At 42.9% G+C, this 25,702-nt stretch carries 28 protein-coding genes and 2 pseudogenes; 15 read left to right on the plus strand and 15 right to left on the minus strand.

What is annotated here, in order from left to right:
- The first annotated feature begins 90 nt into the window (after window positions 1-90).
- Together J5A60_RS06085 and J5A60_RS06090 are read left to right on the plus strand one after the other, a co-directional pair.
- The gene (locus J5A60_RS06085; RefSeq protein WP_212509785.1) at window positions 91-834 is read left to right on the plus strand and encodes a M48 family metallopeptidase; all 744 of its coding nucleotides are present in this window, start codon (window positions 91-93) and stop codon (window positions 832-834) included.
- Window positions 827-1,195, plus strand: a complete 369-nt coding sequence (locus J5A60_RS06090; protein WP_212509786.1) for a hypothetical protein — start codon at window positions 827-829, stop codon at window positions 1,193-1,195. Before J5A60_RS06085 ends, J5A60_RS06090 begins: the two co-directional genes overlap by 8 nt.
- Window positions 1,196-1,544: 349 nt before the next feature.
- Here J5A60_RS06090 and hypE read toward each other — a convergent pair whose 3' ends face one another.
- The 12 genes from hypE to dsbC all read right to left on the minus strand — a co-directional run bounded on the left by hypE (window position 1,545) and on the right by dsbC (window position 11,668).
- Window positions 1,545-2,558, minus strand: coding sequence for a hydrogenase expression/formation protein HypE (hypE, locus tag J5A60_RS06095; RefSeq protein WP_212509787.1), 1,014 nt, complete (start codon window positions 2,556-2,558; stop codon window positions 1,545-1,547).
- Entirely contained in the window at window positions 2,558-3,670 is a 1,113-nt protein-coding gene (gene hypD / locus J5A60_RS06100) for a hydrogenase formation protein HypD (RefSeq protein ID WP_212509788.1), read from the minus strand. The genes hypE and hypD overlap by 1 nt, the downstream gene beginning before the upstream one ends.
- Window positions 3,671-3,685: 15 nt before the next feature.
- Window positions 3,686-4,492, minus strand: a complete 807-nt coding sequence (gene hypB, locus J5A60_RS06105) for a hydrogenase nickel incorporation protein HypB (protein ID WP_212509789.1) — start codon at window positions 4,490-4,492, stop codon at window positions 3,686-3,688.
- 78 nt (window positions 4,493-4,570) lie between these two features.
- Complete coding sequence (locus J5A60_RS06110; protein WP_212509790.1) at window positions 4,571-5,194, minus strand: energy-coupling factor ABC transporter ATP-binding protein; 624 nt, start codon at window positions 5,192-5,194, stop codon at window positions 4,571-4,573.
- A complete protein-coding gene (locus J5A60_RS06115; RefSeq protein WP_212509791.1) occupies window positions 5,191-5,856 on the minus strand; it encodes an energy-coupling factor transporter transmembrane protein EcfT in 666 nt (221 codons plus the stop codon). The genes J5A60_RS06110 and J5A60_RS06115 overlap by 4 nt, the downstream gene beginning before the upstream one ends.
- Window positions 5,853-6,503, minus strand: coding sequence for a cobalt transporter CbiM (cbiM, locus tag J5A60_RS06120; RefSeq protein WP_212509792.1), 651 nt, complete (start codon window positions 6,501-6,503; stop codon window positions 5,853-5,855). Before cbiM ends, J5A60_RS06115 begins: the two co-directional genes overlap by 4 nt.
- Window positions 6,504-6,505: 2 nt before the next feature.
- Window positions 6,506-7,006 (minus strand): carboxypeptidase regulatory-like domain-containing protein, encoded by a 501-nt coding sequence (locus J5A60_RS06125; RefSeq protein ID WP_212509793.1) that lies wholly within the window; start codon window positions 7,004-7,006, stop codon window positions 6,506-6,508.
- A 4-nt stretch (window positions 7,007-7,010) separates the two neighbouring features.
- Window positions 7,011-7,706: a DUF4198 domain-containing protein gene (locus tag J5A60_RS06130; RefSeq protein WP_048750256.1), complete on the minus strand. Its 696-nt coding sequence runs from the start codon at window positions 7,704-7,706 to the stop codon at window positions 7,011-7,013.
- A gap of 150 nt (window positions 7,707-7,856) precedes the next feature.
- Window positions 7,857-8,549 (minus strand): 5'-methylthioadenosine/adenosylhomocysteine nucleosidase, encoded by a 693-nt coding sequence (locus tag J5A60_RS06135; protein WP_212509794.1) that lies wholly within the window; start codon window positions 8,547-8,549, stop codon window positions 7,857-7,859.
- A gap of 22 nt (window positions 8,550-8,571) precedes the next feature.
- Window positions 8,572-9,231: a thiol:disulfide interchange protein DsbA/DsbL gene (locus tag J5A60_RS06140; RefSeq protein WP_212509795.1), complete on the minus strand. Its 660-nt coding sequence runs from the start codon at window positions 9,229-9,231 to the stop codon at window positions 8,572-8,574.
- Between the two features lie 7 nt (window positions 9,232-9,238).
- The gene (gene recJ, locus J5A60_RS06145) at window positions 9,239-10,972 is read right to left on the minus strand and encodes a single-stranded-DNA-specific exonuclease RecJ (protein WP_109128037.1); all 1,734 of its coding nucleotides are present in this window, start codon (window positions 10,970-10,972) and stop codon (window positions 9,239-9,241) included.
- Window positions 10,973-10,984: 12 nt separating this feature from the next.
- Complete coding sequence (gene dsbC / locus J5A60_RS06150; protein WP_109128038.1) at window positions 10,985-11,668, minus strand: bifunctional protein-disulfide isomerase/oxidoreductase DsbC; 684 nt, start codon at window positions 11,666-11,668, stop codon at window positions 10,985-10,987.
- A 193-nt stretch (window positions 11,669-11,861) separates the two neighbouring features.
- Between dsbC and J5A60_RS06155 the strand changes: the two genes are divergently transcribed.
- From J5A60_RS06155 to rnb, 12 genes and pseudogenes are all read left to right on the plus strand, one after another.
- Window positions 11,862-12,332: a hypothetical protein gene (locus J5A60_RS06155; RefSeq protein WP_048750251.1), complete on the plus strand. Its 471-nt coding sequence runs from the start codon at window positions 11,862-11,864 to the stop codon at window positions 12,330-12,332.
- Window positions 12,333-12,472: 140 nt separating this feature from the next.
- Window positions 12,473-13,571, plus strand: a protein-coding gene (gene prfB, locus J5A60_RS06160) for a peptide chain release factor 2 (protein ID WP_111305374.1) whose coding sequence is annotated in 2 segments (ribosomal slippage) — window positions 12,473-12,547 and window positions 12,549-13,571 — 1,098 coding nt in all. Because the reading frame shifts where the segments join, the coding sequence is not laid out codon by codon here.
- A gap of 49 nt (window positions 13,572-13,620) precedes the next feature.
- Entirely contained in the window at window positions 13,621-15,129 is a 1,509-nt protein-coding gene (lysS, locus tag J5A60_RS06165; RefSeq protein ID WP_212509796.1) for a lysine--tRNA ligase, read from the plus strand.
- A gap of 328 nt (window positions 15,130-15,457) precedes the next feature.
- Window positions 15,458-16,213, plus strand: coding sequence for a Nif3-like dinuclear metal center hexameric protein (locus J5A60_RS06170; RefSeq protein WP_212509797.1), 756 nt, complete (start codon window positions 15,458-15,460; stop codon window positions 16,211-16,213).
- 90 nt (window positions 16,214-16,303) lie between these two features.
- On the plus strand, window positions 16,304-17,092 hold the full coding sequence (locus J5A60_RS06175) for an enoyl-ACP reductase (RefSeq protein ID WP_212509798.1): 789 nt from the start codon (window positions 16,304-16,306) through the stop codon (window positions 17,090-17,092).
- Window positions 17,093-17,213: 121 nt separating this feature from the next.
- A pseudogene (locus J5A60_RS06180) lies at window positions 17,214-17,420 on the plus strand (exoribonuclease II); the annotation flags it as partial.
- Between the two features lie 2 nt (window positions 17,421-17,422).
- A pseudogene (locus J5A60_RS06185) lies at window positions 17,423-17,797 on the plus strand (Nif3-like dinuclear metal center hexameric protein); the annotation flags it as partial.
- Between the two features lie 117 nt (window positions 17,798-17,914).
- Window positions 17,915-18,226, plus strand: a complete 312-nt coding sequence (locus J5A60_RS06190; protein WP_021615926.1) for a YqjD family protein — start codon at window positions 17,915-17,917, stop codon at window positions 18,224-18,226.
- 96 nt (window positions 18,227-18,322) lie between these two features.
- Window positions 18,323-18,706, plus strand: coding sequence for a phage holin family protein (locus J5A60_RS06195; protein WP_209364372.1), 384 nt, complete (start codon window positions 18,323-18,325; stop codon window positions 18,704-18,706).
- A gap of 11 nt (window positions 18,707-18,717) precedes the next feature.
- Entirely contained in the window at window positions 18,718-18,996 is a 279-nt protein-coding gene (locus tag J5A60_RS06200) for a hypothetical protein (protein ID WP_209364371.1), read from the plus strand.
- A 116-nt stretch (window positions 18,997-19,112) separates the two neighbouring features.
- Entirely contained in the window at window positions 19,113-19,901 is a 789-nt protein-coding gene (locus J5A60_RS06205; RefSeq protein WP_005703676.1) for an enoyl-ACP reductase, read from the plus strand.
- Window positions 19,902-20,022: 121 nt separating this feature from the next.
- Window positions 20,023-22,002 carry an exoribonuclease II gene (rnb, locus tag J5A60_RS06210; RefSeq protein ID WP_212509799.1) on the plus strand — a complete coding sequence of 660 codons (1,980 nt, stop codon included), beginning with the start codon at window positions 20,023-20,025 and terminating at the stop codon, window positions 22,000-22,002.
- A gap of 56 nt (window positions 22,003-22,058) precedes the next feature.
- Here the strand turns inward: rnb and J5A60_RS06215 are convergent, their stop codons facing one another.
- The 3 genes from J5A60_RS06215 to J5A60_RS06225 all read right to left on the minus strand — a co-directional run bounded on the left by J5A60_RS06215 (window position 22,059) and on the right by J5A60_RS06225 (window position 24,342).
- Entirely contained in the window at window positions 22,059-22,691 is a 633-nt protein-coding gene (locus J5A60_RS06215) for an FKBP-type peptidyl-prolyl cis-trans isomerase (protein WP_212509800.1), read from the minus strand.
- A 25-nt stretch (window positions 22,692-22,716) separates the two neighbouring features.
- Window positions 22,717-23,586: an archaetidylserine decarboxylase gene (gene asd / locus J5A60_RS06220; RefSeq protein ID WP_212509801.1), complete on the minus strand. Its 870-nt coding sequence runs from the start codon at window positions 23,584-23,586 to the stop codon at window positions 22,717-22,719.
- A gap of 273 nt (window positions 23,587-23,859) precedes the next feature.
- A complete protein-coding gene (locus J5A60_RS06225) occupies window positions 23,860-24,342 on the minus strand; it encodes a Dps family protein (protein ID WP_212509802.1) in 483 nt (160 codons plus the stop codon).
- A gap of 195 nt (window positions 24,343-24,537) precedes the next feature.
- Here J5A60_RS06225 and J5A60_RS06230 point away from each other — a divergent pair, with 195 nt between their 5' ends.
- Window positions 24,538-25,698, plus strand: a complete 1,161-nt coding sequence (locus J5A60_RS06230) for an EmrA/EmrK family multidrug efflux transporter periplasmic adaptor subunit (RefSeq protein WP_212509803.1) — start codon at window positions 24,538-24,540, stop codon at window positions 25,696-25,698.
- The last annotated feature ends 4 nt before the right edge of the window (window positions 25,699-25,702 follow it).

A 25,702-nucleotide genomic window follows, 5' to 3' on the forward strand; every position in this document is an offset into this window, starting at 1 on the left:
CAAGGGGGGATAGGTGTAATAAAACTACACACCTATTTGATTTTCTCTTAAAATTTACATAGAATCAGTAGACCTAAGGAGAAAACTATCATGTCTGTGCAGCCTAAGTCTATTGCATCAAGTCTATATAAAAGAATGTTGCAATATCAATTTAAAAAAACTATTCCTCCACTTGTTATCGAGGGCTTTAAACGTGATGCAAATAAATTAATAAAACAAGATGCTCAAAGCGCGTATGATTTATTAGGTGTTATAGCATCACTAGAAAACAAACGAGAAAATGTAATTTCTAACTATAAAAAAGCTATTGGTTTGGGAAATGATCCCTACGTCTATTATAATTTTGCAGTTTCATTAAATCGTGTTGGTGAAGTATCCCTTTCTTTAGAAAACCTAAAAGAAGGAATGAAGTTTATTGATCCTTTAAATCTTGATTTACTACAAAGATATCATCATGCATTTATGGCTTCTCTATCCATAAATGAACTACTTGTTATTAATAATAAATTAGCAAAATTAAAATCCCCAGAAGATAACAATTTAAAACTATTAACCCATTTTTTTAATCAAAATAACTTTAATTTAGAACTTATTGAGAAGTTTATTATAAAAGTTGGATATATAATTTATAATAATAATTTAATATCAGCCAAAAGAACATATTTTGAAGGTAATGATAATTCATTATATATGATACTTAATGTAGAGAGTGAAAATATTAGTGATATTGTGAATTGTAATTTTGATATTTCAGATATGAAAATTGAATTTGAAGATGAGTTTAATATTAATTTAAGTAATTTCATTGTATCTTGTGAGGTTATGAATGATTAAACCTGATAATCTTTTGAGTACAGCAAAAGAATTCTCACTAGATGAAAATGAAGTTATATTAAGAGAAAGCATTAAACTTTCATATTACTATGTTTATCACACCGTGTACCTATTATTAAATGAAAAAAATATTAATTGCAATGATCAAAAAATGGGTAGTCACGAACAATTAATAGGTAGAGTGAAAAGTATTAATGATAAAGAAGGTAGAAAATTAGGAGATATACTAAGACGTTTAAGAAATAGACGTGTAAATGCTTGTTACTCTCTAGATAAGAATAATTTTACTAAACAGTTAGCAAGTCAACATATTTTAGAATGTGAAAAGTACATTGAACGTTTTAGTAATCTTATTAAATAAAGTCAGTATTCGCCCTATAGAGCTCGCATCCACGCTGGTGTTTCTTTGGGTCTAAGCGTGGACGCTTGAACCATCATGAAAAAGAAAGTACGGTTGAAATCCAAAACGTTTTTCACATAAAAAACAATCCAAAATTCCACCGCTCTTTTTATCCAATAACGCTCAAATAAAATCCCCGTATAAATTGCCCGAACGACTTGGCATTTTTAGGAAAATTTCGCTTTGTTTGAGCCACGCAGTGGCGAGTTCGAAATTTTCCGTGAAGAAAATGGCAATAAAGGGAGGAACAGCAATTTATCCGGGGTGTGTTCTTTGCTACTTTCTTGCACAAGCAAGAAAGTTGAACAACCTAACAAATCCTTGGCAACGGCTCATTCATCGGTAAATCCAACAACCGTGACTGACCGAAACTGCCTAATAATCTTACTTTTTTATCCGTGGTCACTTCGCCAATCACGGCGGCATTTTTGCCTAATTCATGGGAATGAAGTGCGGTCAGAATTTCAGATGTTTTTTCAGGAGAGGCGATGATCACCAATTTGCCTTCATTAGCAAAGTTTAAGGCTTCTAGCCCAAGTAATTCACAAATGCCGCGGACTTCAGGGCGGATAGGTAAATCGTCTTCGTTGATCTGCATGCCTAATTGCTGGGCGGCGGCAAATTCGTGTAACACCGCATTTACGCCGCCACGAGTAGCATCACGTACCGCTTTTACGCCCTCAATGGGGCGCAATAAATCGATGAGTGGTGCAAGAACAGCGCAGTCGCTTTTGAGATCCGTTTGAATCCCTAGGTTTTCGCGCAAGTTGAGAATGGTCGCGCCGTGTTCGCCGATGGTGCCGCTGACGATAATGTTGTCGCCCGCGTCAATACGATGCATACCCCAATCGATGCCTTGCGGAATAACGCCAATGCCGCTGGTGTTAATGAAGATTTTATCCACCGCGCCTTTTTGCACCACTTTAGTGTCGCCCGTCACCACTTGCACACCGGCAGCTTGGCAGGCTTTTGCCATGGCTTGAATAATGTCTTTGAGTTCGGCTAACGGCAAACCTTCTTCTAAAATAAAACCGCAAGAGAGATATTTCGGCACGGCACCACACACCGCCACATCGTTTAACGTACCACACACAGCGAGCTTGCCGATATTGCCACCGGGAAAGAAAATCGGGTCGATAACGAAACTGTCGGTACTAAAAGAAAGCTGTTTCCCTTGTGCCATGAGCTCTGCTAAAGGCAAGCGGGCTTGGTCTTCGCCCTGCGCAAGAATGGGATTATCAAAGGCTTCGACGAAATAGTCCTGAATAAGTTTTTGCATGGCACCGCCGCCGTTGCCGTGCGCCATGGTGATGAAATCTGTCATTATTCTCTCCGATATTGATAATAGGCGGCACACGCCCCTTCCGAGGACACCATCAACGCGCCATAGGCATTGTCCGGGTTACATTGTGTGCCAAATAACGGGCAATCTGAAGGTTTACATTTGCCGGTGAGCACATCACCACAACGAGAATTCGGGTCATCTGCCACTTGTTGCGGTTGGCTGTGGAAATACACTTCTGCATCAAAGCGTTTATAAGCATCGGTCAGTTCTACACCTGACTCTTCAATTTCACCCAAGCCACGCCATTCGCTGGATTTTTTCAGTTGGAACACTTCACGCATGGCTTGTTGCGCCAGCAAGTTACCTTCGGAATGCACGATACGTTTATATTGATTTTCAATTTCGCAACGCCCGTCCACAAATTGCTGCACCAACATCACAATAGCTTGCAAAATATCTAACGGCTCAAAGCCCGTGATGACAAAAGGTTTGTGGTATTTATCCACGATGGATTGATAAGGCGACGTGCCGATCACCATGCTCACATGACCCGGCGCAATAAACCCGTCAATTTTCACATAATCTTGTGAAAGCAGACTGTGCAATGTTGGAATGATGGTGATGTTTTGGCAAACTACCCAGAAATTCTGAATATTTAATTTATTCGCCTGCTGCAAAGTCACTGCGGCGCTCGGCATGGTGGTTTCAAAACCAAGAGAAAAGAACACGACTTTTTTGTCAGGATTGTTCACGGCAATATTCATCGCATCCAGCGGTGAATACACGATTCGCACGTCGGCACCTTTAGCTTTGGCTTCCAACAAGGAACCACGACGCCCTTTCACCCGCATTGCATCGCCAAAAGTGCAGAAAATCACATCCGGTTTCTGTGCAATTTCAATGCACACGTCAATGCGCCCCATGGGTAACACACACACCGGACAACCTGGTCCGTGGATAAATTCAATGCTTTTCGGCAACAAACGATCTAAGCCGAATTTAAAAATCGTATGGGTGTGTCCGCCGCAAACTTCCATTAAATAGAGCGGATTTTCTGCCGTATATTGCGGCAATTTCGCCATTAATTCATTCAGGCGATTGACTAAACTTTTCGCTAATTTCGGATCACGAAACTCATCAATAAACTGCATTTTGTTCCACAATCCTTATTGTGCCTGTAACCAATCCAACCAGGCTTTTAAGCCTTCTCCGGTGGTCGCGGAAAGTTGAATCACTTCAATTTGCGGGTTCACTTGTTTGGCGTAAGCGATACATTTTTCCACATCAAAATTAAGATATGGCAATAAATCGACTTTATTTAAAATCATTAACTTAGACGCCGCAAACATGTGTGGATATTTCAGCGGTTTGTCCTCACCTTCAGTCACGGACAAAATCACCACTTTAGCTTTTTCACCCAAATCAAATTCGGACGGACAAACCAGATTACCCACGTTTTCAATAAACAGCAGACTGTTTTGTTTCGGTTCAAGTTTGAACAACGCATCATTGATCATTTGGGCATCTAAATGGCAACCTTTGCCGGTATTCACTTGAATCGCAGAGACACCGGTAGCACGAATACGATCCGCATCATTTTCCGTTTGTTGATCCCCTTCGATCACATAACAAGTGCGGTCATTTTTCAGCGCGTTTAGCGTGGTGGTGAGTAAGGTGGTTTTGCCGGAACCCGGGCTGGACACCAAATTCAGTGCAAGAATATGTTGTTGCTGGAAAAGAAAGCGGTTGTGCGCCGCGATTTGATTATTTTTACCTAACACGTCCTGCTCTACTTTTAACAGGCGTTTTTGCGTTTCACTGGCTTCAGAAGCCGATTCTACCGAGTGAAATTTGAAATGAGAAAAGTTCGGATTTTTGACCGCACTTTGCGTGCCGTCATGGTCATGATGAGAATGTGCTACTTCACCGATTCTGACTTGTTCCGGATGTCCACAACCACAAGTTGTACACATAATATTGCCCCTTTACTATCTGGTTACAAAAAACCTCGCTAGGGTAGCACAACCTTTGATTTTTCGGGTTGATTGAGATCATAAAGTCAGAACATCATCAGCCAATTCAGCCGTAAATCCTTGATGATGAGACGCCACCAACGTAGGCAGTGACAGCTCACGCAAAAGTGCGGTCAGTTTTTCGGTATTTTTGCGATCCAATCCGTTAGTCGGCTCGTCTAACAATAACATTTTCGGTTGCATCGCCAACACGCCCGCCAACGCTGTGAAATTTTTTTCCCCACCGGAGAGCGTATGCACAGTGCGATCCTGCAAATGAGCAATACCCAAGCGTTCCAGTTGCTGTAAAGCAACGGCATACGCCTGTTGGTGAGACAAGCCTTGATTTAACGGTCCGAAGGCAACATCGTCCAGCACGGTGGGACCAAACAGTTGATCATCGGCGTGCTGAAAACAAAACCCTACGGTGCCACGAAAAGGTGCAAAATCTTTTTCTTCTCGACACAATTGCCCGAATAGACGAATCTCACCGCGCGCAACAGGCACAAAGCCTAATAAAGCAAGCAATAAAGTGGTTTTTCCTGTGCCGATTTCGCCCTGCACAAAAAAGCGTTGGCCTTCTTCAATTTGAAAAGACAGATTGTCGATAATCTGCCGTTCTCCTCGTTTAATTTGCAATCCGTTGACTTGTAAAACCGTCATTTTTCCCCACTTAAATTTGTCTTTTCACCAAAGCGAAAGCCGCGGCATTGGAGCGCGATTTGTGCCGTCTCAGCTTTGAGTAACGCACGCACCAGTAAAAGCGCAACCCGTTGTGCAGTGACATATAACGTTCGACGATTCAAACCGGCATGATAGCCTCGCGCACACATCGCCAAATCCATTTTTTGTTGCAACTCACCTAACAGGGCAATATAACGCACCGTGAGGACAAAAAGCCAAATGAATTTGGGCGGCAAGGGCAATTTACCAATGGCTTGTACCAACACTGTGTCATTCATTTTCCATAGCAATAACCATACGGAAAACAACAACAGGTTCATGCGTAAGCTAATTAACAAGGCTGTTTCCATGCCCTCGGGATTAAGTTCAATGCCTTCCGTGCCGATACGCCAACTTAAGGTTGCCCAAAGTAATAAGGTAAATCCGTTGAAGACCAGCCAGCGTTTTAGATAAGGAAAATAAGGATCACGACAACAATAAATCAGGATCACCAATAAAATTAAGGCGATGCCGTTTAACCATAGCAACAAAGAAGGTTGAGATAAGGCACTGATCACCAAGCCCCAAAGGAATAGGTAAATCAGGCGCAAGTGAGGTGCAAAAAAGTGCGGTGAAAAAAAACGCTGAAAAACGGGGCTCATTGTACGCACCGTTTGTTATCATCAACGTTCAGTGAAGTGCCAATAGATTGTAATGCGCTAGGGTACATTTTGCTGAGGAGAGAAATCACGCCGTAGCTAATAATGCCGTCCAACACGAATACCGGTAAATGTGACAACAGCAATAAGGCGATTAAATCCTGATAATGTTTGCCGCTGTCTATCGCTAAAACGAGAGAGGCTAATGCGCCGGCACCACCAACACCAATAATGCCCGCGCCCAAGCCGGTGAATAATTTTGCCATGCGTCCCATATCCGGCTTTAAATAACCACGCAATACATAATGCGCTACGACCGCCGGCAATGCCATAACGCATAAATTCACGCCCAATACGGCAAAGCCGCCAAAAGAGAAGAACAGCACTTGCAACAACAACGCAATAAGAAAAGCCGGGAAGACTGCCCAACCGAGAAATAGACCTGCCATGCCATTTAAAATCAGATGAACGCTGCCGATTCCGACAGGCACGTGAATGGTGCCGGCAACAAAAAATGCGGCAGCAAACAACGCTGTTAAAGGCAAACGTTCACTTTCTAAACGACGTAATCCGACAGCCACACCGACTACCGCCAAAGCAACGCCTGCTAATAACACCGGCGTATGTAATACGCCTTCCGACAAATGCATTATTAACGCCCTTTTCTTAATTTACGGGCACTTAACCACGCGGCGATGCCCGCAATGCCGACGATGTAACCAATGCCACCCAAAATATCGTGCAGGTAAATTTTGTCGCGTAACTGCGCAATATCACCACGCAGTAACAACAAGCTTTCATCATTCGCTTGAGTTGGCGTATTCTGCGTTGCGGTGATGCGATCTGCCACTACCGCCGCCCGATGTCCTTCTTCCCCTTCAACCACCACTTTTAAGGCGACTTTCGGTTCAACCACTAACGGAAAATGAAAATAACCACGCTTATCGGTTTTCCCCGTCATTAATGGCTGATTTTCCCCATGGCGCAAAACTTCCACATAAGTTTCCGCAGCAGGAGTCATATCGGAATAATAGGATTTTCCCGTCACCGTTTGCCCATCATACTGGGCGAACACATAAAGCGCATGCGCCAAAGCATGAGGGGCAAACAACAGGGGAAAAAGTGCGGTCAGAATACGCAACGTTTTTTTCATGCGATTACTCGGCATCAAAGGTCAACATGTATTCAATAGAACGGCTATCGTAATCCGGATTGCCTTTGACGTTTTCCTCAAATTCAGCCCAAACTTTGTTGTAACCGGCTTGTGGCGTAAATTCAGCGATACCTTTGTCGTTGGTTAAGTTGAACGGCGCATCTTCACCCAATCCCACTTTAATGTCTTTCACCGGTTTGCCTTTGTGTAACACTAAAATCGACAATGGTTTTCCGGCTTTGGGTTGTGCTTGAGGCACCAATTCGTATTCCATGCCGTGTGCTTTCATCGCTTGTTCGTCCCAGTGTAAAACGGCTTTACCAAATTTCACAGGATTCACAGAAAGTTCGGCTGTCGGTTCTTGTTGTTTGGTTTTTTCTACATATTTGCCACTTGGCAATTTAGACCAAACACCGTTATCAAAACGAATAAACACTTGTGAGGCTTTCTCCGCATTAAGATAAGCTTCGCCTTCTTTAAATTGATAGGTTGCATTAGTAACATTGCCTTTACTATCTAGCAACTTAATCGCTTTCAATTTTTGTTCAGGGTAAGCTTCTGTCTGTTCGTGACCAAATTTCACCACATATTGCCCTGCAGCATTGGCGTCTTTAACGGGTTCTAACCAAACGTTATGCGCGTTAGCAAGGAATGCAGCGAAAAGTGCGGTGCAAATTACGCTTGTTTTTAGAAATTTCATTTGATGTCTCCTTTTATCGTTAAGTTTGACTCATGATAAAATATGGAGTAACTCTAGAATCAAGCGTTTTTTAGAAAATAGATGAAAAATGAGAGAGATAGGTCAGAAGATGTCGTCCGCGTACGATACACCGTACGCGGAGAAAAGGGATTAATTCAATTCAGCCAACATGGCAACAACCATGTCAGAGGATTGTTTCGCCGCCAGCGGGAGAAATTCTTCAAAGGACATATTCGCTTTACCATCCCCCGCATCAGAAATCGCACGAACCACTACAAAAGGCACATTAAACGCGTGACAAACTTGCGCAATCGCGGTGGCTTCCATTTCCACGGCAATCACCTTCGGGAAATCTTGTTTAATTTGTGCCAAGCGTTCACCACCTTGAATAAAACTGTCGCCGGAACAAATCAAACCACGTTTTACATATTGTCCTAATTGCGTGGCAACGCGCTCTACCAGCTCAACAAGTTTTGTATCAGACACAAACGTGACCGGACACGCCGGTAATTGCCCTTTGGCATAACCGAAAGCCGTCACATCCGCATCATGATATTGGGTTTCAGTAGAAACGATCACATCGCCTACGTTCAACCCTTCCGCTACGCCACCGGCAGAACCGGTATTAATCACAAGATCCGGTTGCGTTAACTGCAATAACGCCGTCGTTCCCATGGCGGCGGCAACTTTGCCGATACCGGATTGCAACAAAGCAACTTGTTTACCGCGAATCATGCCTTCATAAATCGTGCCGGAGGCTAATTTTGTCACGATCTTATCAGTCATTAAATTGACTAAAATTTCTACTTCTTGCGCCATCGCGCCAACAATCCCGATTTTCATAAATATCCTTTGTATTTGTTTGCTATTGTTTTTTGTTAATTAAAAAATCTAATACCGCAAGGGCATAATCGTCGTTATATAAGGTACTGGCAGTCAACACATATTTGCCGTCAATAATGACATAAGGAAAAGTAAACACACCGTAATCTTCTGTCAGACGTACTGCGTTATCCACCTGTTGTTTGACTTGTTCCGAATAATAAGTTTGTAAAAAAAGGTTACGTTCAATACCTTGCTGCTCAAGCCAAGTCAAGAGATTTTCCTGCTGAGCAAGTTTGATATATTGGCTTTTTTCAGCCGTTTCAAACATTAGCGCAGAAGACACGTTATCGGCATTTAACGCCTGCAGACTGTAAAAAACCGTCGCAGAAAAACGCGCTTTGGCTGTTGCCACCGGATATTCACTAAGCACCACGCGATCGCGATTAATTTGACTATAAAGTTCAAGAATATCTTGTGCAGAAGAACAAACGCGGCAATCGTAATCAAAAAAGAATTGAATCGGAATGCGATTATCTTCCCGAGTCGGCAACATGAGCGGTTCTTGGTAGGAAAAATAATCTTTGCCATCTTCAAATGGTCGGTTTGTTTCATCCATGGCAGGCGAATGAGACACGCTTTCTTGCGCAACGGCAAATCCGCTGAGAACGAATAAAACGATGACTAATCCGATCCTTGACATAATGTGCCTAACTTTCCAATGGTTCAATATAATCCACTAATAATTGAAGATCGCGGTTACCACGAAATTCATTGATATCTAATTTATACGCAAATCTTGCAGTTTTTATAGATAAATCAGGATAATAGCGCGTATCTATGTTAAAGGCGATAGCATCCAACAAAGGTCCGCCCAGTTTGGGTTCCACCATCATTTTCAAGTGTTTTTCACCCACTAAGCGTTGTTGTAGGATTTTAAATTCACCGTCGAACATCGGTTCAGGAAATGCCTGTCCCCAAGGCCCACCTTGACGCAAGGTTTCTGCCGTTGCCAAATTTAACAAATTCGCATTTAATTCACCGTCAGTCCAAATCGTGCCTTGTAATTGGTCTTCCGCCAATAATTCGCTAACCGTCTGATTAAAAATCTGACGAAAATCGTCAAAACGGCTTTCTTGAATACTCAATCCTGCCGCCATGGCATGCCCGCCAAATTTCAGAATTAAATCCGGATGCTGTGAATAAATCCGTTCCAGCACATCGCGAATATGTAACCCGGGGATGGAACGCGCAGACCCTTTCAACATGCCTCCTTGATCTTGAGCAAACGCAATCACCGGGCGATGAAACTGCTCTTTAATGCGTGATGCAAGAATGCCGAGCACACCTTGGTGCCAATCCGATTGATACAACACAATAGAATGGGGAATGTCCGTTTCAAGTGCGGTGGCATTTGCAAACAAATTTTGGCAGATGGTTAAGGCTTCTAACTTCATGCCCTGCTCGATTTCCTTGCGTGCTTGATTTAAACCATCCAGCTCCAATGCCAACGCACGAGCCGTTTCCATGTTTTCGGCTAACAAAAGCTCCACGCCCACGGACATATTATCCAGCCGTCCCGCCGCATTTAAACGCGGGCCAATGGAAAAGCCTAAATCCGCCGCCACGAAACGGGTCACGTCCCGCTTCGCCACTTCCGCCAATGCACGAATGCCGCAACGACAACGTTCGGCGCGAATACGGGCAATGCCTTGATAAACTAAAATACGATTATTTTGATCTAACGGCACCACATCGGAGACTGTGCCTAATGCCACTAAATCTAACAATTCCGTGAAATTCGGCTGATTTTTTGCATCAAATAGACCAAGTTCGCGGAATTTTGCCCGCAAGGCAAGCATAAGATAAAAAGTAACGCCTACACCGGCCAGATGTTTGGAGGGAAAACCGCAATGCGCCAAATTCGGATTCACAATGGCGTCGGCATTCGGCAGCGTTTCCGGTGGCAAGTGGTGGTCTGTCACAATCACCTTCACGCCTTGCGCCTTTAAAAAATCTACGCCCTCATGAGAAGAGACACCGTTATCTACGGTCATTAACAGTTCAACGCCTAAAGCCAATGCCTCTTGTGCCACGGCAACACTGAGCCCATAACCTTGCTCGAAACGGTTCGGCACTAAATAGGTGACATTAGCAAAGCCCAGTTGACGTAATGCGAGCACAGCCAATGCGGTACTGGTTGCACCATCAGCATCAAAATCGCCCACAATGACGATTTTCTGTTGTTTTTGATAGGCTTCTAGAAGAAATGCTACCGCAGTATCCATGCCCGACATGAGATTCGGATGATGCATGGCACTTAAAGTGCGGTCTAATTGGTTGGCGTTTTTAATGTGGCGCGAACGATAAAGACGATCCAACAAGGGATCGTCACAAAGTTTATCGCCTGCCGGCACATCGCGGCGTAAGATTCGTTTTTGCACAAAGAACCTGCATTAACCTTCTAAGGCAGCAAGTAAATCAGCCGGTTTCAAATAACCGCCGATAACATCACCTTCAGACGTAATGATTGTCGGTGTACCGGTGACGCCTAGTTGCACACCAAGCATATAATGTTTTTTCACCATGTTCGGGGTTTTCAATTCTTTCGGCAAATTGCCTTTTTCTGCTTCATTCAATGCAAACATCGGATCTTTTGCCGTCCAAATCGCTTCCATTTGACGTGCTGTTTGATTATCCAAACCACCACGCGGGAAGGCCAAATAGCGTACGGTAATACCTAAGTCGTTATATTCTTTAACTTGTTGATGCAATAAATGGCAGTAATGACAGGTAATATCCATAAAAACCGTCACAACATGTTTTTCATTTTTTGCCGGATACACAATCATTTCGTCTTTCAACGCATTGACTTTTTCCATCAGCAATTTATTAGAAACGTTGCTGATGCCGTTGTCGGTAAGTTTATAAATTTTACCTTGAATTAAATAGCTGCCATCTTCGCTGGCGTAGAAAATACCTTGATCACTGACAACGGTTTTCAAACCTTTAATCGGTGAGGTTTGAATTTCAATGTCTTTTGCGCCTAATTTTTCTAATTTACTTTTCAACACGGCATCGCTTGCGGTTGCCCCCACAGAAATCGCAAAAAGAGAAAGTGCGGTAATAATTTTTTTCATTTCTATTGTTCCTAAATTGTGAAAATAAGTGCGAATTATAAAAGTAATTGGCGGCTTATGCAAAATTGGGCGCATTATACTAACCCAATAAAATACTTGACTATAACACTCAACTTTTTATATTCTAAAAAGCGTACAAGCTTTCTTGTACAACAACTTTACATCTTAAATTTACTCATAAGAGGTAATCCTAATGAAAAAACTTTTCAAAGTCGCTGCAGTATCTGCACTCACATTAGCTTCCGTTAGCGCATTCGCTGCGTCTCAACAAGCTGAAGAAGTGAAAAAATTTAAAGCTTGGGAAGAAACAGCTGGCCAAAAACTTGAAGCAAGTTTTGATGCAATTGCTACTGCCTCTGCAAGTAGCAATGTGGCCGCAACTGAAACTGCTGTTGCAGAATTTGATAAAAAAGCAGCAGAACATGTAGCTGAATTAGAAGCATTAGGCATTAAAAGTGAAGAAGTTTCACCACTTGTTGCTATGTATAAAGAATATGTAGATGCTGAAAAAGAAGTAGCTCAGCTAATTTTATCTCAAGTCAAATCACCATCTACTGACAACGCTGGTAAAGTTCCTGAAGCTGTCGCAAAAGCAAACGCAAAAGACGATGCTATTGACAAATTAGCAGATCAATTAGAAGAAAAATTCCCTGCTGATGAGTAATTCAGTTTTAGGTTAAATCAATTTAAAACCTTATTCATTCCTTATGAATAAGGTTTTTTATTATTCCATCACCTACCAAATCCCCGCAAAATCCCCTATAATCCCACACTTAATTTAGTCTTTAAACACAGTTAATCATCATGTTTGAAATCAATCCTATCAAAAATAAAATCACCGATTTAACCGACCGCACTTCAGTGCTTCGGGGGTATCTTTGACTTCGACGCCAAAACCGAGCGTTTAGAAGAAGTCAACGCCGAATTGGAACAGCCTGATGTATGGAACGACGCAGATAAAGCGCAAGCACTCGGCAAAGAGCGCGTCTCTTTAGAACAGGTGGTCAATACCATTAAAAATTTAGAGCAAGGCTTGGAAGATGTGGACGGCTTGTTGGAACTGGCCGTAGAAGCGGAAGACGAAGACACCTTCAACGAAGCCGTTGCCGAATTAGACGAACTGGAACAACAACTCGCCAAACTGGAATTCCGCCGCATGTTCAGCGGCGAACACGATGCGTGTGATTGTTATGTAGATTTGCAAGCAGGCTCCGGTGGTACCGAAGCGCAAGACTGGACGGAAATGTTACTTCGTATGTATTTGCGCTGGGCCGAAAGCAAAGGATTCAAAACCGAATTGATGGAAGTCTCCGACGGCGATGTGGCCGGTGTTAAATCTGCTACCATTCGTGTTAGCGGCGAATATGCCTTCGGTTGGCTACGCACAGAAACCGGTATTCACCGTTTGGTGCGTAAAAGCCCGTTTGACTCCAATAACCGTCGTCATACCTCATTCAGCGCTGCGTTTGTGTATCCTGAAATTGACGATGATATTGATATTGAAATCAATCCTGCCGATTTGCGTATCGATGTGTATCGTGCCTCCGGTGCAGGTGGTCAGCACGTGAACAAAACTGAAAGTGCGGTGCGAATTACGCATATGCCAAGCGGCATTGTGGTGCAATGTCAGAACGACCGCTCCCAACACAAGAACAAAGATCAAGCAATGAAACAACTGAAAGCGAAGTTGTACGAATTGGAATTGCAAAAGAAAAATGCCGACAAACAAGCCATGGAAGACAACAAATCCGACATCGGCTGGGGCAGCCAAATTCGTTCTTATGTGTTAGATGATTCTCGTATTAAAGATTTACGTACCGGTGTAGAAAACCGCAATACACAAGCCGTATTAGACGGTGATCTAGATCGGTTTATCGAAGCCAGTCTCAAGGCCGGACTCTAAAAGTGCGGTCATTTTTAAACACGTTTTTTAAAATTAAAGGTAAACAAAAATGTCAGAACAAGAAGTAAAAGAATTAGATTTAAACGGCGAAATGTTAGTCCGTCGTGAAAAATTAGCCGCCCTACGCACGAAAGGTAATGCGTTCCCAAACCAATTCCGTCGTGACGCACTCGCTCAAGATTTGCATGATAAATATGATGCGGAAGAAGGTGAAGCATTAAAAGAACAGCACGTTGAAATTGCGGTTGCCGGTCGTATCATGACGCGTCGTGCTATGGGTAAAGCCACGTTTATCACCATCCAAGATATGAGCGGCAAAATCCAGCTTTATGTTGCACGCGACAATCTACCTGAGGGCGTGTATGCCGATGATGTCGGTCACTGGGATTTAGGCGATATCGTGGGCGTAAAAGGATCATTATTCAAAACCAAAACCAACGAACTCACCGTTAAAGCCACCGAAGTACAATTGCTTACCAAAGCATTGCGTCCGTTACCGGATAAATTCCATGGCTTAACTGACCAAGAAGTGCGCTACCGTCAACGTTACTTGGATTTAATCTCTAACGAAGAATCCCGCCGTACTTTTATCATTCGTTCAAAAGTGGTTGCCGGTATTCGTGACTACTTCATTTCCAAAGGCTTTATGGAAGTAGAAACTCCGATGTTACAAGTGATTCCGGGCGGTGCTTCAGCACGTCCTTTCGTAACACACCATAATGCATTAGACGTAGATATGTACCTGCGTATTGCCCCTGAGCTTTACTTAAAACGCTTAGTGGTCGGCGGTTTTGAACGTGTATTTGAATTGAACCGTAACTTCCGTAACGAAGGCGTGTCAGTTCGTCACAACCCGGAATTTACCATGCTTGAATACTACCAAGCCTATGCCGACTACCACGATTTAATGGATAACACCGAAGAATTGTTACGCAAACTTGCCATCGACATTTTAGGCACAACCATCGTGAAATACGGTGAATACGAATTTGACTTTGGCAAACCATTCGAGCGTATCACGTTACACGAAGCCACCATTAAATACGGTGCAGACAAAGGCATCGTTAAAGAAGATTTATATGATATTGATCGCGCAAAAGCAGTTGCCGCTCGCTTAGGTATCGAAGTGCAAAAATCTTGGGGCTTAGGTAGCATTGTCAACGCCATTTTTGAAGAAGTGGCAGAGCATCATTTAATTCAACCGACTTTCTTAATGGCACACCCGGCGGAAATTTCACCGTTGGCACGTCGTAACGATGAAAACCCGGAAGTCACCGATCGCTTTGAACTCTTCATTGGTGGACGTGAAATCGGTAACGGTTTCTCCGAGCTAAACGATGCGGAAGATCAAAATGAACGCTTTGACGCTCAAGTGGCGGCTAAAGAAGCCGGCGATGACGAAGCGATGTTCAAAGATGAAGATTTCGTTGTCGCCCTTGAACACGGTTTACCACCAACAGCCGGCGAAGGCTTAGGTATCGACCGTCTCGCCATGCTTTACGCCAACGCCCCATCCATCCGCGATGTGATTTTATTCCCGGCAATGCGTCAGAAATAATTAACCTATAAAAAAAAAAAGGAAGTCGTTCGACTTCCTTTTTTATTTACCTTTTATTTTCAACATGTTAATTACATACACACTAAGCCCATCAATATGAAATAAACTTTTTTAACCACATCGTTAAATTTCACTTGATCGCTATATAATAATTTGTATAATGAGATCGTTTTCATTTAAGATAGTCGTCATTCTTAAACACAGTGGCCGGTGCAAACACTCCCCCACGTCTTTACCAAAGATATTCGCACCGGCCATTTTTTTCTTCTTATTCCCTACTAAAGCCATTATCATTACGCCATTCTTTTTCTTCATTCAGAGAACATCTATGCACAATTTAGCCCTAGAAAATCTACTCAATCAAAAGCTCAATAGCGCTACCATCAACGACTACGCCCCCAATGGCCTACAAGTAGAAGGCAAAGCGGAAATCAAAAAAATCATCACCGGCGTCACTGCCAGTCAAGCGTTAATTGATTATGCTGTTGAACAAAAAGCCGATGCATTGCTCGTTCATCATGGTTATTTTTGGAAAAGCGAAAATCCTTGTATTCGCGGCATGAAAGGCAAGCGAATCAAAACGTTATTAGTCAATGACATTAATTTATACGGCTATCATTTGCCTCTAGATGTTCATCCAGAGCTAGGCAACAACGCCCAGCTCGCCCAATTGCTCGGCATCGACAACCTTCAACCGCTAGAACAAAACACAGTCAGCATTCCGGTGTGGGGAACCTTAAAAGAAGCTTTAACTGCCGAACAGTTTGCTGAACGCATTGAGCGCGTTTTAAACCGCAAGCCGTTAATTTGCACAGAAAACGGACCGCACTTTATCCGCAAAATCGGTATCTGCACCGGTGGAGGCCAAGGTTACATTGATCTTGCTGCAGCCCAAGGTTGTGACGCCTTTATCACAGGAGAAGTATCGGAACAAACGATCCATTCTGCGAGGGAGCAAGGGATTCATTTCTTTGCGGCAGGCCACCACGCCACTGAACGTTATGGCGTAAAAGCCTTGGGCGAGTGGCTGGCAAAAGAACAGGGTTTTGACGTGGAATTTAAAGATATCGATAATCCAGCATAACTGGTTAAACCAAAGATCGCTACATTGCTCAAAACAAGCAAAACAAGTATAATTTCGCCAATTTTTTCACTAAAACAAACAGGAATAATTATGGGTTTCTTAACAGGTAAACGTATTTTAGTTACAGGTCTCGCCAGCAATCGTTCTATCGCCTACGGCATCGCAAAAGCGATGAAAGAGCAAGGCGCAGAATTGGCTTTCACTTATTTAAATGAAAAATTACAACCGCGTGTTGAAGAATTTGCCAAAGAATTTGGCGCAAACATCGTGCTTCCGTTAGACGTTGCTACCGATGAAAGCATTCAAAACTGCTTTGCAGAATTAAGCAAACATTGGGATAAATTCGATGGTTTCGTACACGCTATCGCATTCGCACCGGGCGATCAATTAGACGGCGACTATGTCAATGCAGCAACCCGTGAAGGTTATCGCATTGCCCACGACATCAGTGCCTACAGTTTCGTGGCAATGGCGCAAGCGGCACGTCCGTATTTGAATCCGAATGCGGCATTATTAACGCTGTCCTACTTAGGTGCAGAACGTGCCATTCCAAACTACAACGTGATGTGTTTAGCCAAAGCCTCTCTTGAAGCGGCAACCCGTGTGATGGCAGCTGATTTAGGTAAAGACGGCATTCGTGTGAACGCCATTTCTGCTGGCCCGATTCGTACCTTAGCGGCTTCCGGCATTAAAAACTGCAAGAAAATGTTGGCAACCTTCGAGAAAACCGCTGCATTACGCCGCACCGTGACGATCGAAGATGTGGGCAATTCTGCGGCGTTCTTATGTTCTGATTTAGCCTCCGGGATCACCGGTGAAATCGTCCATGTTGATGCCGGTTTCAGCATCACCGCCATGGGCGAATTAGGCGAAGAATAATTTTTTCTTCCTTTATTTATCGGCAGGTTTTTTAACCTGCCTTTTCTTTTGTAAGGTGGACTTCAGTCTGCCATTATCGTTTTTCACTTTATCTGCGGACGAAAATCCGCCCAACGTAATTATGTTCCAAGATAATCCATTACTCGCACAACTCAAACAACAAATTCATGACAGCAAAGAACGTGTGGAAGGCACGGTAAAAGGTACGGACAAGGCTTACGGCTTTTTGGAATGCGACAAGAAAAGCTATTTCATTTCCCCTATTGCCATGAAAAAAGTCATGCACGGCGACAAAATCAGCGCCACGATCGAAAAACAAGGCGATAAAGCTCGGCCAGCATTCCTGTTTGGGGTGCCTTAAAAGAACCATTAACTGCCGAACAATTTGCCGAACGCATCGAACAGATGTTAAAGCGCAGACCATTAATTTGCACAGAAAACGGACCGCACTTTATCCGCAAAATCGGCATCTGCACCGGTGGAGGTCAAGGTTACATTGATCTTGCTGCAGCCCAAGGTTTTGAGGCCTTTATTACAGGCGAAGTCTCTGAGCAAACCATTCACTCCGCTAGAGAACAAAGAATTCATTTCTTTGCCGCAGGCCACCATGCCACCGAACGTTATGGCGTAAAAGCGTTAGGTGAATGGCTGGCAAACGAACAGGGATTTGAGGTGGAATTTAAGGATATGGATAATCCGGCATAACTGATTTACTCTTGACTTCTCTATAAAATATATGTATAGAATAGTAACCATGTAGGAATAAAAGTATTATTTCTGCTGGTATTTTAATTATTACATTTTAACAAGAGGAGAAACACTATGAGTAAAGAATTTGATGCAAAACGCAAAGAACTATTAGAAGAACTGAATGACATTTTAAATAATGCTGAAGAGCTTTTTAATGAAAAAAGTGAAGCAGGCGCAGAAGAACTGAAAAAATTGAAAAAAAATTTAAGTTCTCAAATTAAAACAATTAAAGGACAATTTAGTTCTCTTCAAGAAGAAGCCGTTGAAAAAACCAAAGAGGTGATTAAAAGCACCGATACTCTAGTGCAAGAAAATCCTTACAAAGCCATCGGCACTGCTGGTGTTATTGGATTATTACTGGGCGTACTCATCAGTAAAAAATAGTTTCTATTTACTAAAAGAGTTCTACTGAATAATGGCTGCGTTTACTCATTTTCTACGCAGCCACTTTTTCTTTCAGACAGCTCTTAAGGAGACGGAATGCAAATTATACAAAAAATTAAAAATACATTGATTACAACCCTTGAGTTAACACAAATCCGTTTGCAAATGCTTCGGATTGACTTTATCCAGCTAAAAAATTCTTTATTATCATCTCTCATTATTATATTGTTCTCCTCATTACTTTTATTAGTTTCTTTTATCAGCTTGTTATTTGGTTTAGATTCCTATCTTGCCCCAGAAAATAAAATCACCGTATTTTTCTCTATCAGTGTTATTTCCCTATTCATTGTTTTTATTTTAGCCTTTGGGTTATCGCGTTTTTTAAAAAAACAAAAAACATTTATGATGGATACAGTAATAGAGATACAACAAGATATTAGTGCATTAAAAAATATTATAGGTAAATCCAAACAAGAGTAGGAGAAGTGATAATGCGTTTAGAAGAAGAAAAAGAACTTTTAGTACTCAAGGGCAATATATTGCGACTTAAATTACGTTCACAGGGTAATACAACAAAACGAGAAATTTCATCTCCTCTCCAAAATATAAATTTCTTAGGTTCAGTGTTAAATCAACCCTTAATACGTTCTTTACTATTCACGGCAGTAAGTAAAAAACTGTTTACCACCCGCAGCATTGTTGTTACTGGATTAGGCTTAGTTACGCTCTATGCACTTGGCAAACATAGTCAGCATAACCAATCTGAATAAATTAGCTTTTAATAAATTACCCTAACATATCGGAACACTTACTCTGATAATTGCTCCTATAAGGCAAAACAAGTATAATTTCGCCAATTTTTTCACTAAAACAAACAGGAATAATTATGGGTTTCTTAACAGGTAAACGTATTTTAGTTACAGGTCTCGCCAGCAATCGTTCTATCGCCTACGGCATCGCAAAAGCGATGAAAGAGCAAGGCGCAGAATTGGCTTTCACTTATTTAAATGAAAAATTACAACCGCGTGTTGAAGAATTTGCCAAAGAATTTGGCGCAAACATCGTGCTTCCGTTAGACGTTGCTACCGATGAAAGCATTCAAAACTGCTTTGCAGAATTAAGCAAACATTGGGATAAATTCGATGGTTTCGTACACGCTATCGCATTCGCACCGGGCGATCAATTAGACGGCGACTATGTCAATGCAGCAACCCGTGAAGGTTATCGCATTGCCCACGACATCAGTGCCTACAGTTTCGTGGCAATGGCGCAAGCGGCACGTCCGTATTTGAATCCGAATGCGGCATTATTAACGCTGTCCTACTTAGGTGCAGAACGTGCCATTCCAAACTACAACGTGATGTGTTTAGCCAAAGCCTCTCTTGAAGCGGCAACCCGTGTGATGGCAGCTGATTTAGGTAAAGACGGCATTCGTGTGAACGCCATTTCTGCTGGCCCGATTCGTACCTTAGCGGCTTCCGGCATTAAAAACTTCAAGAAAATGTTGGCAACCTTCGAGAAAACCGCTGCATTACGCCGCACCGTGACGATCGAAGATGTGGGCAATTCTGCGGCGTTCTTATGTTCTGATTTAGCCTCCGGGATCACCGGTGAAATCGTCCATGTTGATGCCGGTTTCAGCATCACCGCCATGGGCGAATTAGGCGAAGAATAATTTTTTCTTCCTTTATTTATTGGCAGGTTTTTTGACCTGCCTTTTCTTTTGTAAGGTGGACTTCAGTCTGCCGTTATCGTTTTTCACTTTATCTGCGGACAAAAATCCGCCCAACGTAATTATGTTCCAAGATAATCCATTACTCGCACAACTCAAACAACAAATTCATGACAGCAAAGAACGTGTGGAAGGCACGGTGAAAGGCTCCGATAAAGCCTATGGCTTTTTAGAATGTGATAAAAAAAGCTACTTTATTGCGCCACCTGCCATGAAAAAAGTCATGCACGGCGACAAAATCAGCGCCACGATCGAAAAACAAGGCGATAAAGAACAAGCCGAACCGGAAGCCTTAATCGAGCCGATGCTTACCCGTTTTATCGCGAAAGTGCGGTTCAATAAAGACAAGAAATTGCAGGTGCTTGTTGATCACCCTAACATCAATCAGCCCATTGGCGCCGCACAAAGCAAAGCGGTCAAAGAAGAATTACAGGAAGGCGATTGGGTTGTGGCAACCCTAAAAACCCACCCTTTGCGCGACAATCGCTTTTTCTATGCGCAAATCACTCAATTTATTTGCCACGCCAATGATGAACTGGCACCTTGGTGGGTGACCCTTGCGCGTCACGAACAACCGCGTGAACCGGTACAAGGACAAGATCACTATGAAATGCAGGATCAAGAAACGCGCGAAAATCTGACCGCACTTCACTTCATCACCATCGACTCTGAAACTACGCAGGACATGGACGACGCCTTGTATATTGAGCCTATCACCTCAAACGGCGAAGAAACCGGCTGGCAATTAGTGGTTGCTATTGCCGATCCGACGGCTTATATCAGTTTAAATTCACAAATCGAAAAAGACGCTAAACAACGTTGTTTCACCAATTATTTGCCCGGCTTCAATATTCCGATGTTGCCACGGGAACTGTCCGACGAGCTATGCTCCCTCAAACCAAACGAAATCCGCCCGGCATTAGTGTGTTATATTCAAACAGATTTAGCCGGCAACATCACCGCGCCTTCACGATTTGTATTGGCAGAAGTGCAATCTAAAGCCAAATTAGCCTATAACAATGTTTCCGATTACCTAGAAGGCAAAGACAATGCTTGGCAGCCGGAAAATCCGGAAACAGCACAGCAAATTCACTGGCTACACCAATTTACCCTAACCAGAACGCAATGGCGTAAAACCCACGCCCTACTTTTTAAAGAAAAACCGGATTATTCTTTCGTGCTGGGAGAAAACGGCAAGGTGCAAGAAATTAAAGCGGAGTATCGCCGTATTGCCAACCAAATCGTGGAAGAATCTATGATTATCGCGAATATCTGCGCCGCCCAATTTTTACATGAAAACTTACAGTGCGGCATTTTCAACACGCACAGCGGATTCGATAAAAAATTCTTGGAAAACGCCCACAATTTCTTGTTAGCCAATTTAGCCAATGATGAAAACAAAGCGGAATTACAAAGTCGTTATGCACCAGAAAATTTGGCAACCTTAAGCGGTTACTGCGAAATGCGCCATGATATTGAACCGATTGAAGGGGATTATTTGGAATTCCGTTTGCGTCGTTTCCTCACTTTCGCAGAATTTAAAGCAGAATTGGCACCGCACTTTGGCCTGGGCTTAAACGGCTACGCCACGTGGACGTCGCCGATTCGAAAATATTCGGATATGGTGAACCATCGTTTAATCAAAGCCCATTTAGCCAACCGTGATTTTGCTAAACCGGAGGAAAGCGTACTTGCCCGCTTGCAAGAAACCCGTCGCCAAAATCGTTTGGTAGAACGAGATATTGCCGATTGGCTATATTGTCGCTATTTAGCAGATAAAGTCGCTGAAAAACCGGAATTTGACGCGGAAGTGCAAGATGTGAGCCGTGGCGGCTTACGTGTGATGTTGCTAGAAAATGGCGCCTCCATGTTTATTCCAGCCTCAACGCTGCACGACAATAAAGAAGAGGTTTTGATTAATCCTGATGAAATCGCTTTTTATGTGAAAGATCAGCGGTTATACAAAATCGGCGACCCAATTCGTGTACAACTCACTGAAGTGCGGGAAACGACCCGAAGTATTGTGGGAACCGTCGTCAAATAGGAATAAAAAAAGCCACACGTCAATATCGCGTGTGGCTTTTTTATGAGAGGGATAAATTAAAGAATCTCTAACAATTCCACTTCAAAGACTAATGGACTAAATGGTGGGATGGCTGCACCTGCGCCACGTTCGCCATAGGCTAATTCATGTGGGATTGCCAAACGCCATTTAGAACCGACCGGCATCATGGAAAGCGCTTCGATCCAACCTTTGATCACGCCGTTAACCGGGAATTCTGCCGGTTGACCGCGAGCGACGGAACTGTCGAATACAGTACCGTCCGGTAATGTGCCAGTGTAGTGAACGCGTACTTTATCGGTTGGAGATGGCACGTTGCCGTTGCCTTCAACTAACACTTCATATTGCAAGCCGGAATCCGTGACTTTCACGCCGTCTTTTTGTTTGTTCGCCTCTAAGAAAGCTTTACCTGCGGCTTCAATTTCTTTAAATTGCGCTTGTTGGGCTTCCGCAGCTTGTTGTTGCAATTGTTGTAACGCTTGGCTGATTTCATTGAAATCTAATGCCGGCGCATGTTGATTTAACACATCGTAAATCCCTTTAGCTACCGCTTCTGCTTTCACCGCTAATTGGCTATCCAATAATTGTTGGCCGATTTGCAAACCAATACCGTAACTGCCTTTGGCTTCGGTATCGTCTAATGTCACTTGATTGAAAAATTCTGCTGTCATGTTGTTTTCCTTTCTGTTGATAAAACTATTTCATTGTGGCTAAGATTTCGCCCATTCTTACCGGAACGTCCACCTCTAAATGTTCTGCTAAGGTCACGGAATTCGCCGGGAATAAGTTAATGACGGTTGAGCCCAATTGGAATGCGCCCATCTCTTGGCCTTTGGTTAATTTGATGGCGCTGTCTCCTTGATATGTCCAGACTTTGACTTCACCGGTGCGCGGCGGATTAATGACGCCTGCCCAAACCGTGCTCATGCTGGCAGTAATGGTCGCCCCCACAAGGATTTGTACCATTGGGCCGAACGCTGTATCAAAAACACAAATAACGCGCTCATTGCGGGCGAATAAATTTGGCACGTGTTCCGCTAAGAACGGATTGACCGAGAATAAATCGCCCGGCACATAAATCATTTTGCGCAAGGTCGCATCGCACGGCATGTGGACGCGGTGATAATCACGCGGAGATAAATAGATTGTAGCAAATTCGCCGTTTTTAAAGGTGTTAACTAATTCTTCATCGCCGGCTAATAAATCAGATAGGCTGAAAAAATGCCCTTTGGCTTGCAATAAGCGGTCATCGTCAATATGCCCGATTTGGCTCACGCGACCGTCGGCCGGTAAGCAAAGTGCGGTCGGATTTTCATTGATTTTTCGTGCGTTGTCTTTTAACTCACGAATAAAAAATTGGTTGAAGCTTTCATAATCGCTAAAGTTCTCTTTTTTTGCTTCGCTCATGTCCACGTTGTATTTCTTCGCGAAAACCTTGATCACGAAATGTGTTACTGCACCCCATTTTTGTTGGGCAAACCAACCGGCGAATTGGGTTAAATACAGTTGCGGCATAATGTATTGAAAAGCAACCTTCGCACGTTGCCAATAAGTGAATTTCGTCATAATGTCTATTTCTTGTACAAATAAAAATGAATAAGGGCGTGATTATATCAACTTTTCTTCGCCTTCCAACCTTAATTTATCCAAACGCACAAATAACAACAGTACCATTCCCAATGCGCTTAATTGCAATTCAACTTATTGAAACAAAAAAGTGCGGTGAAATATGAGAGGATTTTTATTTGATAAACTATCCTAAAATTTCACCGCACTTTCCCCATAAAAAAACCTGCTTCATCTCAATCAAGCAGGTTTTTCTTTAATTAATCGCGCAAATTAGTTTGCACAAGTTTGGCAAGCGGCTTGGAACATCCAAACTAATTTTTCTTGTGCTTTAATGTAATCACTCATTTGTGAAACGGTGCCTTCATCGCCGGCATCTGCCGCCAAAGCAAGAATTTCACGTTGTTGAGCAAGTAACACTTTAAAGCCCTCTAGTGTGCCTCTTAAGCAAGCAACTGCAGTGCTCACAGCAATATCTTCTTTAATACGAGAATGGCTTAAATATTGGCTAAACGCATTGTTTGGTGTGTAGCCCAAGGTTAAAATACGTTCTGCCACTTCGTCCACTTTTTCCACTAAATCGGTGTAAATTTCTTCAAATTTTGCGTGTAATTCAAAGAAGTTCACGTCTTTAATGTTCCAGTGATAACCACGCACGTTGGTGTAGAAGACTTGATAAGTGGCTAATAATTCGTTTAATTTTGCAGCTAATTCTTCAGATTTTGCGGTATCTAAACCAATAAATGTTTTTGACATGATATGTTCTCCTATACTTTACTTTGTTAATTTATAAAAGATGAACGATGCAATGCTTAACCTCGTTCGTTTTTGTTGGCGTAAGTATAGAAAAAAGCACATAATGGCGCTAATTGTTACATTGAATAGAATTGATAGATAATAAAGATGGAATTATTAATAATCATTTCTAAAAACTATCAAAAAGGAACATAAATGACTGACGCAAGCAAGCCAACCGCCCCCACGTCTAAAAAGACCCGCAAAAAAGCCTTAGGCATTTTCTTTTTTTTGCTTATTCTCATGGCGATCCTCGCCGGATTATATTGGTTCTATTTTATTAAGAATTATCAAACCACTGAGGACGCGTATGTGAGTGGCAATCAGGTGATGATTTCCTCGCAAATTGCCGGAAACGTAAGACAAATTAACGTAGAAAACATGGATTTTGTACGTGCGGGAGAAGTGTTACTTGAATTAGATGACACAGATTACCAACTGAGTTTCAGCCAAGCACAAAATACCTTGGCAAGTGCAGTACGCCAAATTTCGCAGCTTGGCTACACCGTGAAACAACTGGAAGCAACGGTTCAAGCCAACCAAACGGCGTTGACGAAAGCACAAGGCGATTTAGCGCGCCGTGAACAGTTAGGGAAAAGCGGAGCGATTGATAAAGAATCGCTACAACACGCCAGAGAAGCGGTCATGACAGCGGAGGCCAATTTAAACGCGGTGAAAAACCAGCTTGCTGCCAATAAATCCTTATTAATGAATGTGCCACTAAAAGAGCAGCCGGAAATTCAAAAAGCCATCAGTGCCGTCAAACAGGCATGGCTCAATTTACAACGTACCAAAATCACCAGCCCGGTCGATGGCTATGTGGCGCGCCGAAGCGCGCAAGTGGGACAAAAAGTTGCCGTGGGTAGCTCGCTAATGGCGATTGTTTCCAACGAACAAATGTGGGTAGATGCCAATTTCAAAGAAACACAATTAAAAGACGTGCGAATCGGTCAACCGGTGAAATTATCCTTTGATTTATACGGCCATGATGTGAAATTTGATGGCAAAGTAGAAGGCATCGAAATGGGAACCGGCAGCGCATTTTCTTTGCTCCCCGCCCAAAATGCCACCGGTAACTGGATCAAAGTGGTGCAACGTGTGCCGGTTCGCATTAGCCTAGATGCACAACAAATCGCAAACTACCCGTTGCGTATGGGCTTATCTACGTTAGTTGAAGTGAATATTTCAGATACCCGTGGTGAAATGTTGTCACAACAAAAACGTACTGCGCCGCTCTATTCCACCAATACGTTGAATTATGATCAAAGTGCGGTGGAAAATCTCATCGAAAAAATTATTCGCGATAACACAAACTAAGGCT

It is taken from the genome of Aggregatibacter sp. oral taxon 513, from assembly GCF_018128305.1.
Lineage (GTDB): Bacteria > Pseudomonadota > Gammaproteobacteria > Enterobacterales > Pasteurellaceae > Aggregatibacter > Aggregatibacter segnis_A.

Excerpts from the sequence above, each read along its gene's own strand:
- J5A60_RS06140 (WP_212509795.1), bottom strand. The coding sequence starts at position 9,231 with ATGTCAAGGATCGGATTAGTCATCGTTTTATTCGTTCTCAGCGGATTT.
- hypE (WP_212509787.1), bottom strand. The coding sequence starts at position 2,558 with ATGACAGATTTCATCACCATGGCGCACGGCAACGGCGGCGGTGCCATG.
- J5A60_RS06195 (WP_209364372.1), top strand. The coding sequence starts at position 18,323 with ATGCAAATTATACAAAAAATTAAAAATACATTGATTACAACCCTTGAG.
- J5A60_RS06125 (WP_212509793.1), bottom strand. The coding sequence starts at position 7,006 with ATGAAAAAAACGTTGCGTATTCTGACCGCACTTTTTCCCCTGTTGTTT.
- J5A60_RS06230 (WP_212509803.1), top strand. The coding sequence starts at position 24,538 with ATGACTGACGCAAGCAAGCCAACCGCCCCCACGTCTAAAAAGACCCGC.
- cbiM (WP_212509792.1), bottom strand. The coding sequence starts at position 6,503 with ATGCATTTGTCGGAAGGCGTATTACATACGCCGGTGTTATTAGCAGGC.
- J5A60_RS06190 (WP_021615926.1), top strand. The coding sequence starts at position 17,915 with ATGAGTAAAGAATTTGATGCAAAACGCAAAGAACTATTAGAAGAACTG.
- hypD (WP_212509788.1), bottom strand. The coding sequence starts at position 3,670 with ATGCAGTTTATTGATGAGTTTCGTGATCCGAAATTAGCGAAAAGTTTA.
- J5A60_RS06205 (WP_005703676.1), top strand. The coding sequence starts at position 19,113 with ATGGGTTTCTTAACAGGTAAACGTATTTTAGTTACAGGTCTCGCCAGC.
- J5A60_RS06170 (WP_212509797.1), top strand. The coding sequence starts at position 15,458 with ATGCACAATTTAGCCCTAGAAAATCTACTCAATCAAAAGCTCAATAGC.
- asd (WP_212509801.1), bottom strand. The coding sequence starts at position 23,586 with ATGACGAAATTCACTTATTGGCAACGTGCGAAGGTTGCTTTTCAATAC.
- lysS (WP_212509796.1), top strand. The coding sequence starts at position 13,621 with ATGTCAGAACAAGAAGTAAAAGAATTAGATTTAAACGGCGAAATGTTA.
- hypB (WP_212509789.1), bottom strand. The coding sequence starts at position 4,492 with ATGTGTACAACTTGTGGTTGTGGACATCCGGAACAAGTCAGAATCGGT.
- J5A60_RS06175 (WP_212509798.1), top strand. The coding sequence starts at position 16,304 with ATGGGTTTCTTAACAGGTAAACGTATTTTAGTTACAGGTCTCGCCAGC.
- J5A60_RS06155 (WP_048750251.1), top strand. The coding sequence starts at position 11,862 with ATGAAAAAACTTTTCAAAGTCGCTGCAGTATCTGCACTCACATTAGCT.
- J5A60_RS06225 (WP_212509802.1), bottom strand. The coding sequence starts at position 24,342 with ATGTCAAAAACATTTATTGGTTTAGATACCGCAAAATCTGAAGAATTA.
- J5A60_RS06085 (WP_212509785.1), top strand. The coding sequence starts at position 91 with ATGTCTGTGCAGCCTAAGTCTATTGCATCAAGTCTATATAAAAGAATG.
- J5A60_RS06135 (WP_212509794.1), bottom strand. The coding sequence starts at position 8,549 with ATGAAAATCGGGATTGTTGGCGCGATGGCGCAAGAAGTAGAAATTTTA.
- rnb (WP_212509799.1), top strand. The coding sequence starts at position 20,023 with ATGTTCCAAGATAATCCATTACTCGCACAACTCAAACAACAAATTCAT.
- J5A60_RS06110 (WP_212509790.1), bottom strand. The coding sequence starts at position 5,194 with ATGACGGTTTTACAAGTCAACGGATTGCAAATTAAACGAGGAGAACGG.
- J5A60_RS06115 (WP_212509791.1), bottom strand. The coding sequence starts at position 5,856 with ATGAGCCCCGTTTTTCAGCGTTTTTTTTCACCGCACTTTTTTGCACCT.
- J5A60_RS06200 (WP_209364371.1), top strand. The coding sequence starts at position 18,718 with ATGCGTTTAGAAGAAGAAAAAGAACTTTTAGTACTCAAGGGCAATATA.
- dsbC (WP_109128038.1), bottom strand. The coding sequence starts at position 11,668 with ATGAAAAAAATTATTACCGCACTTTCTCTTTTTGCGATTTCTGTGGGG.
- J5A60_RS06090 (WP_212509786.1), top strand. The coding sequence starts at position 827 with ATGATTAAACCTGATAATCTTTTGAGTACAGCAAAAGAATTCTCACTA.
- J5A60_RS06130 (WP_048750256.1), bottom strand. The coding sequence starts at position 7,706 with ATGAAATTTCTAAAAACAAGCGTAATTTGCACCGCACTTTTCGCTGCA.
- J5A60_RS06215 (WP_212509800.1), bottom strand. The coding sequence starts at position 22,691 with ATGACAGCAGAATTTTTCAATCAAGTGACATTAGACGATACCGAAGCC.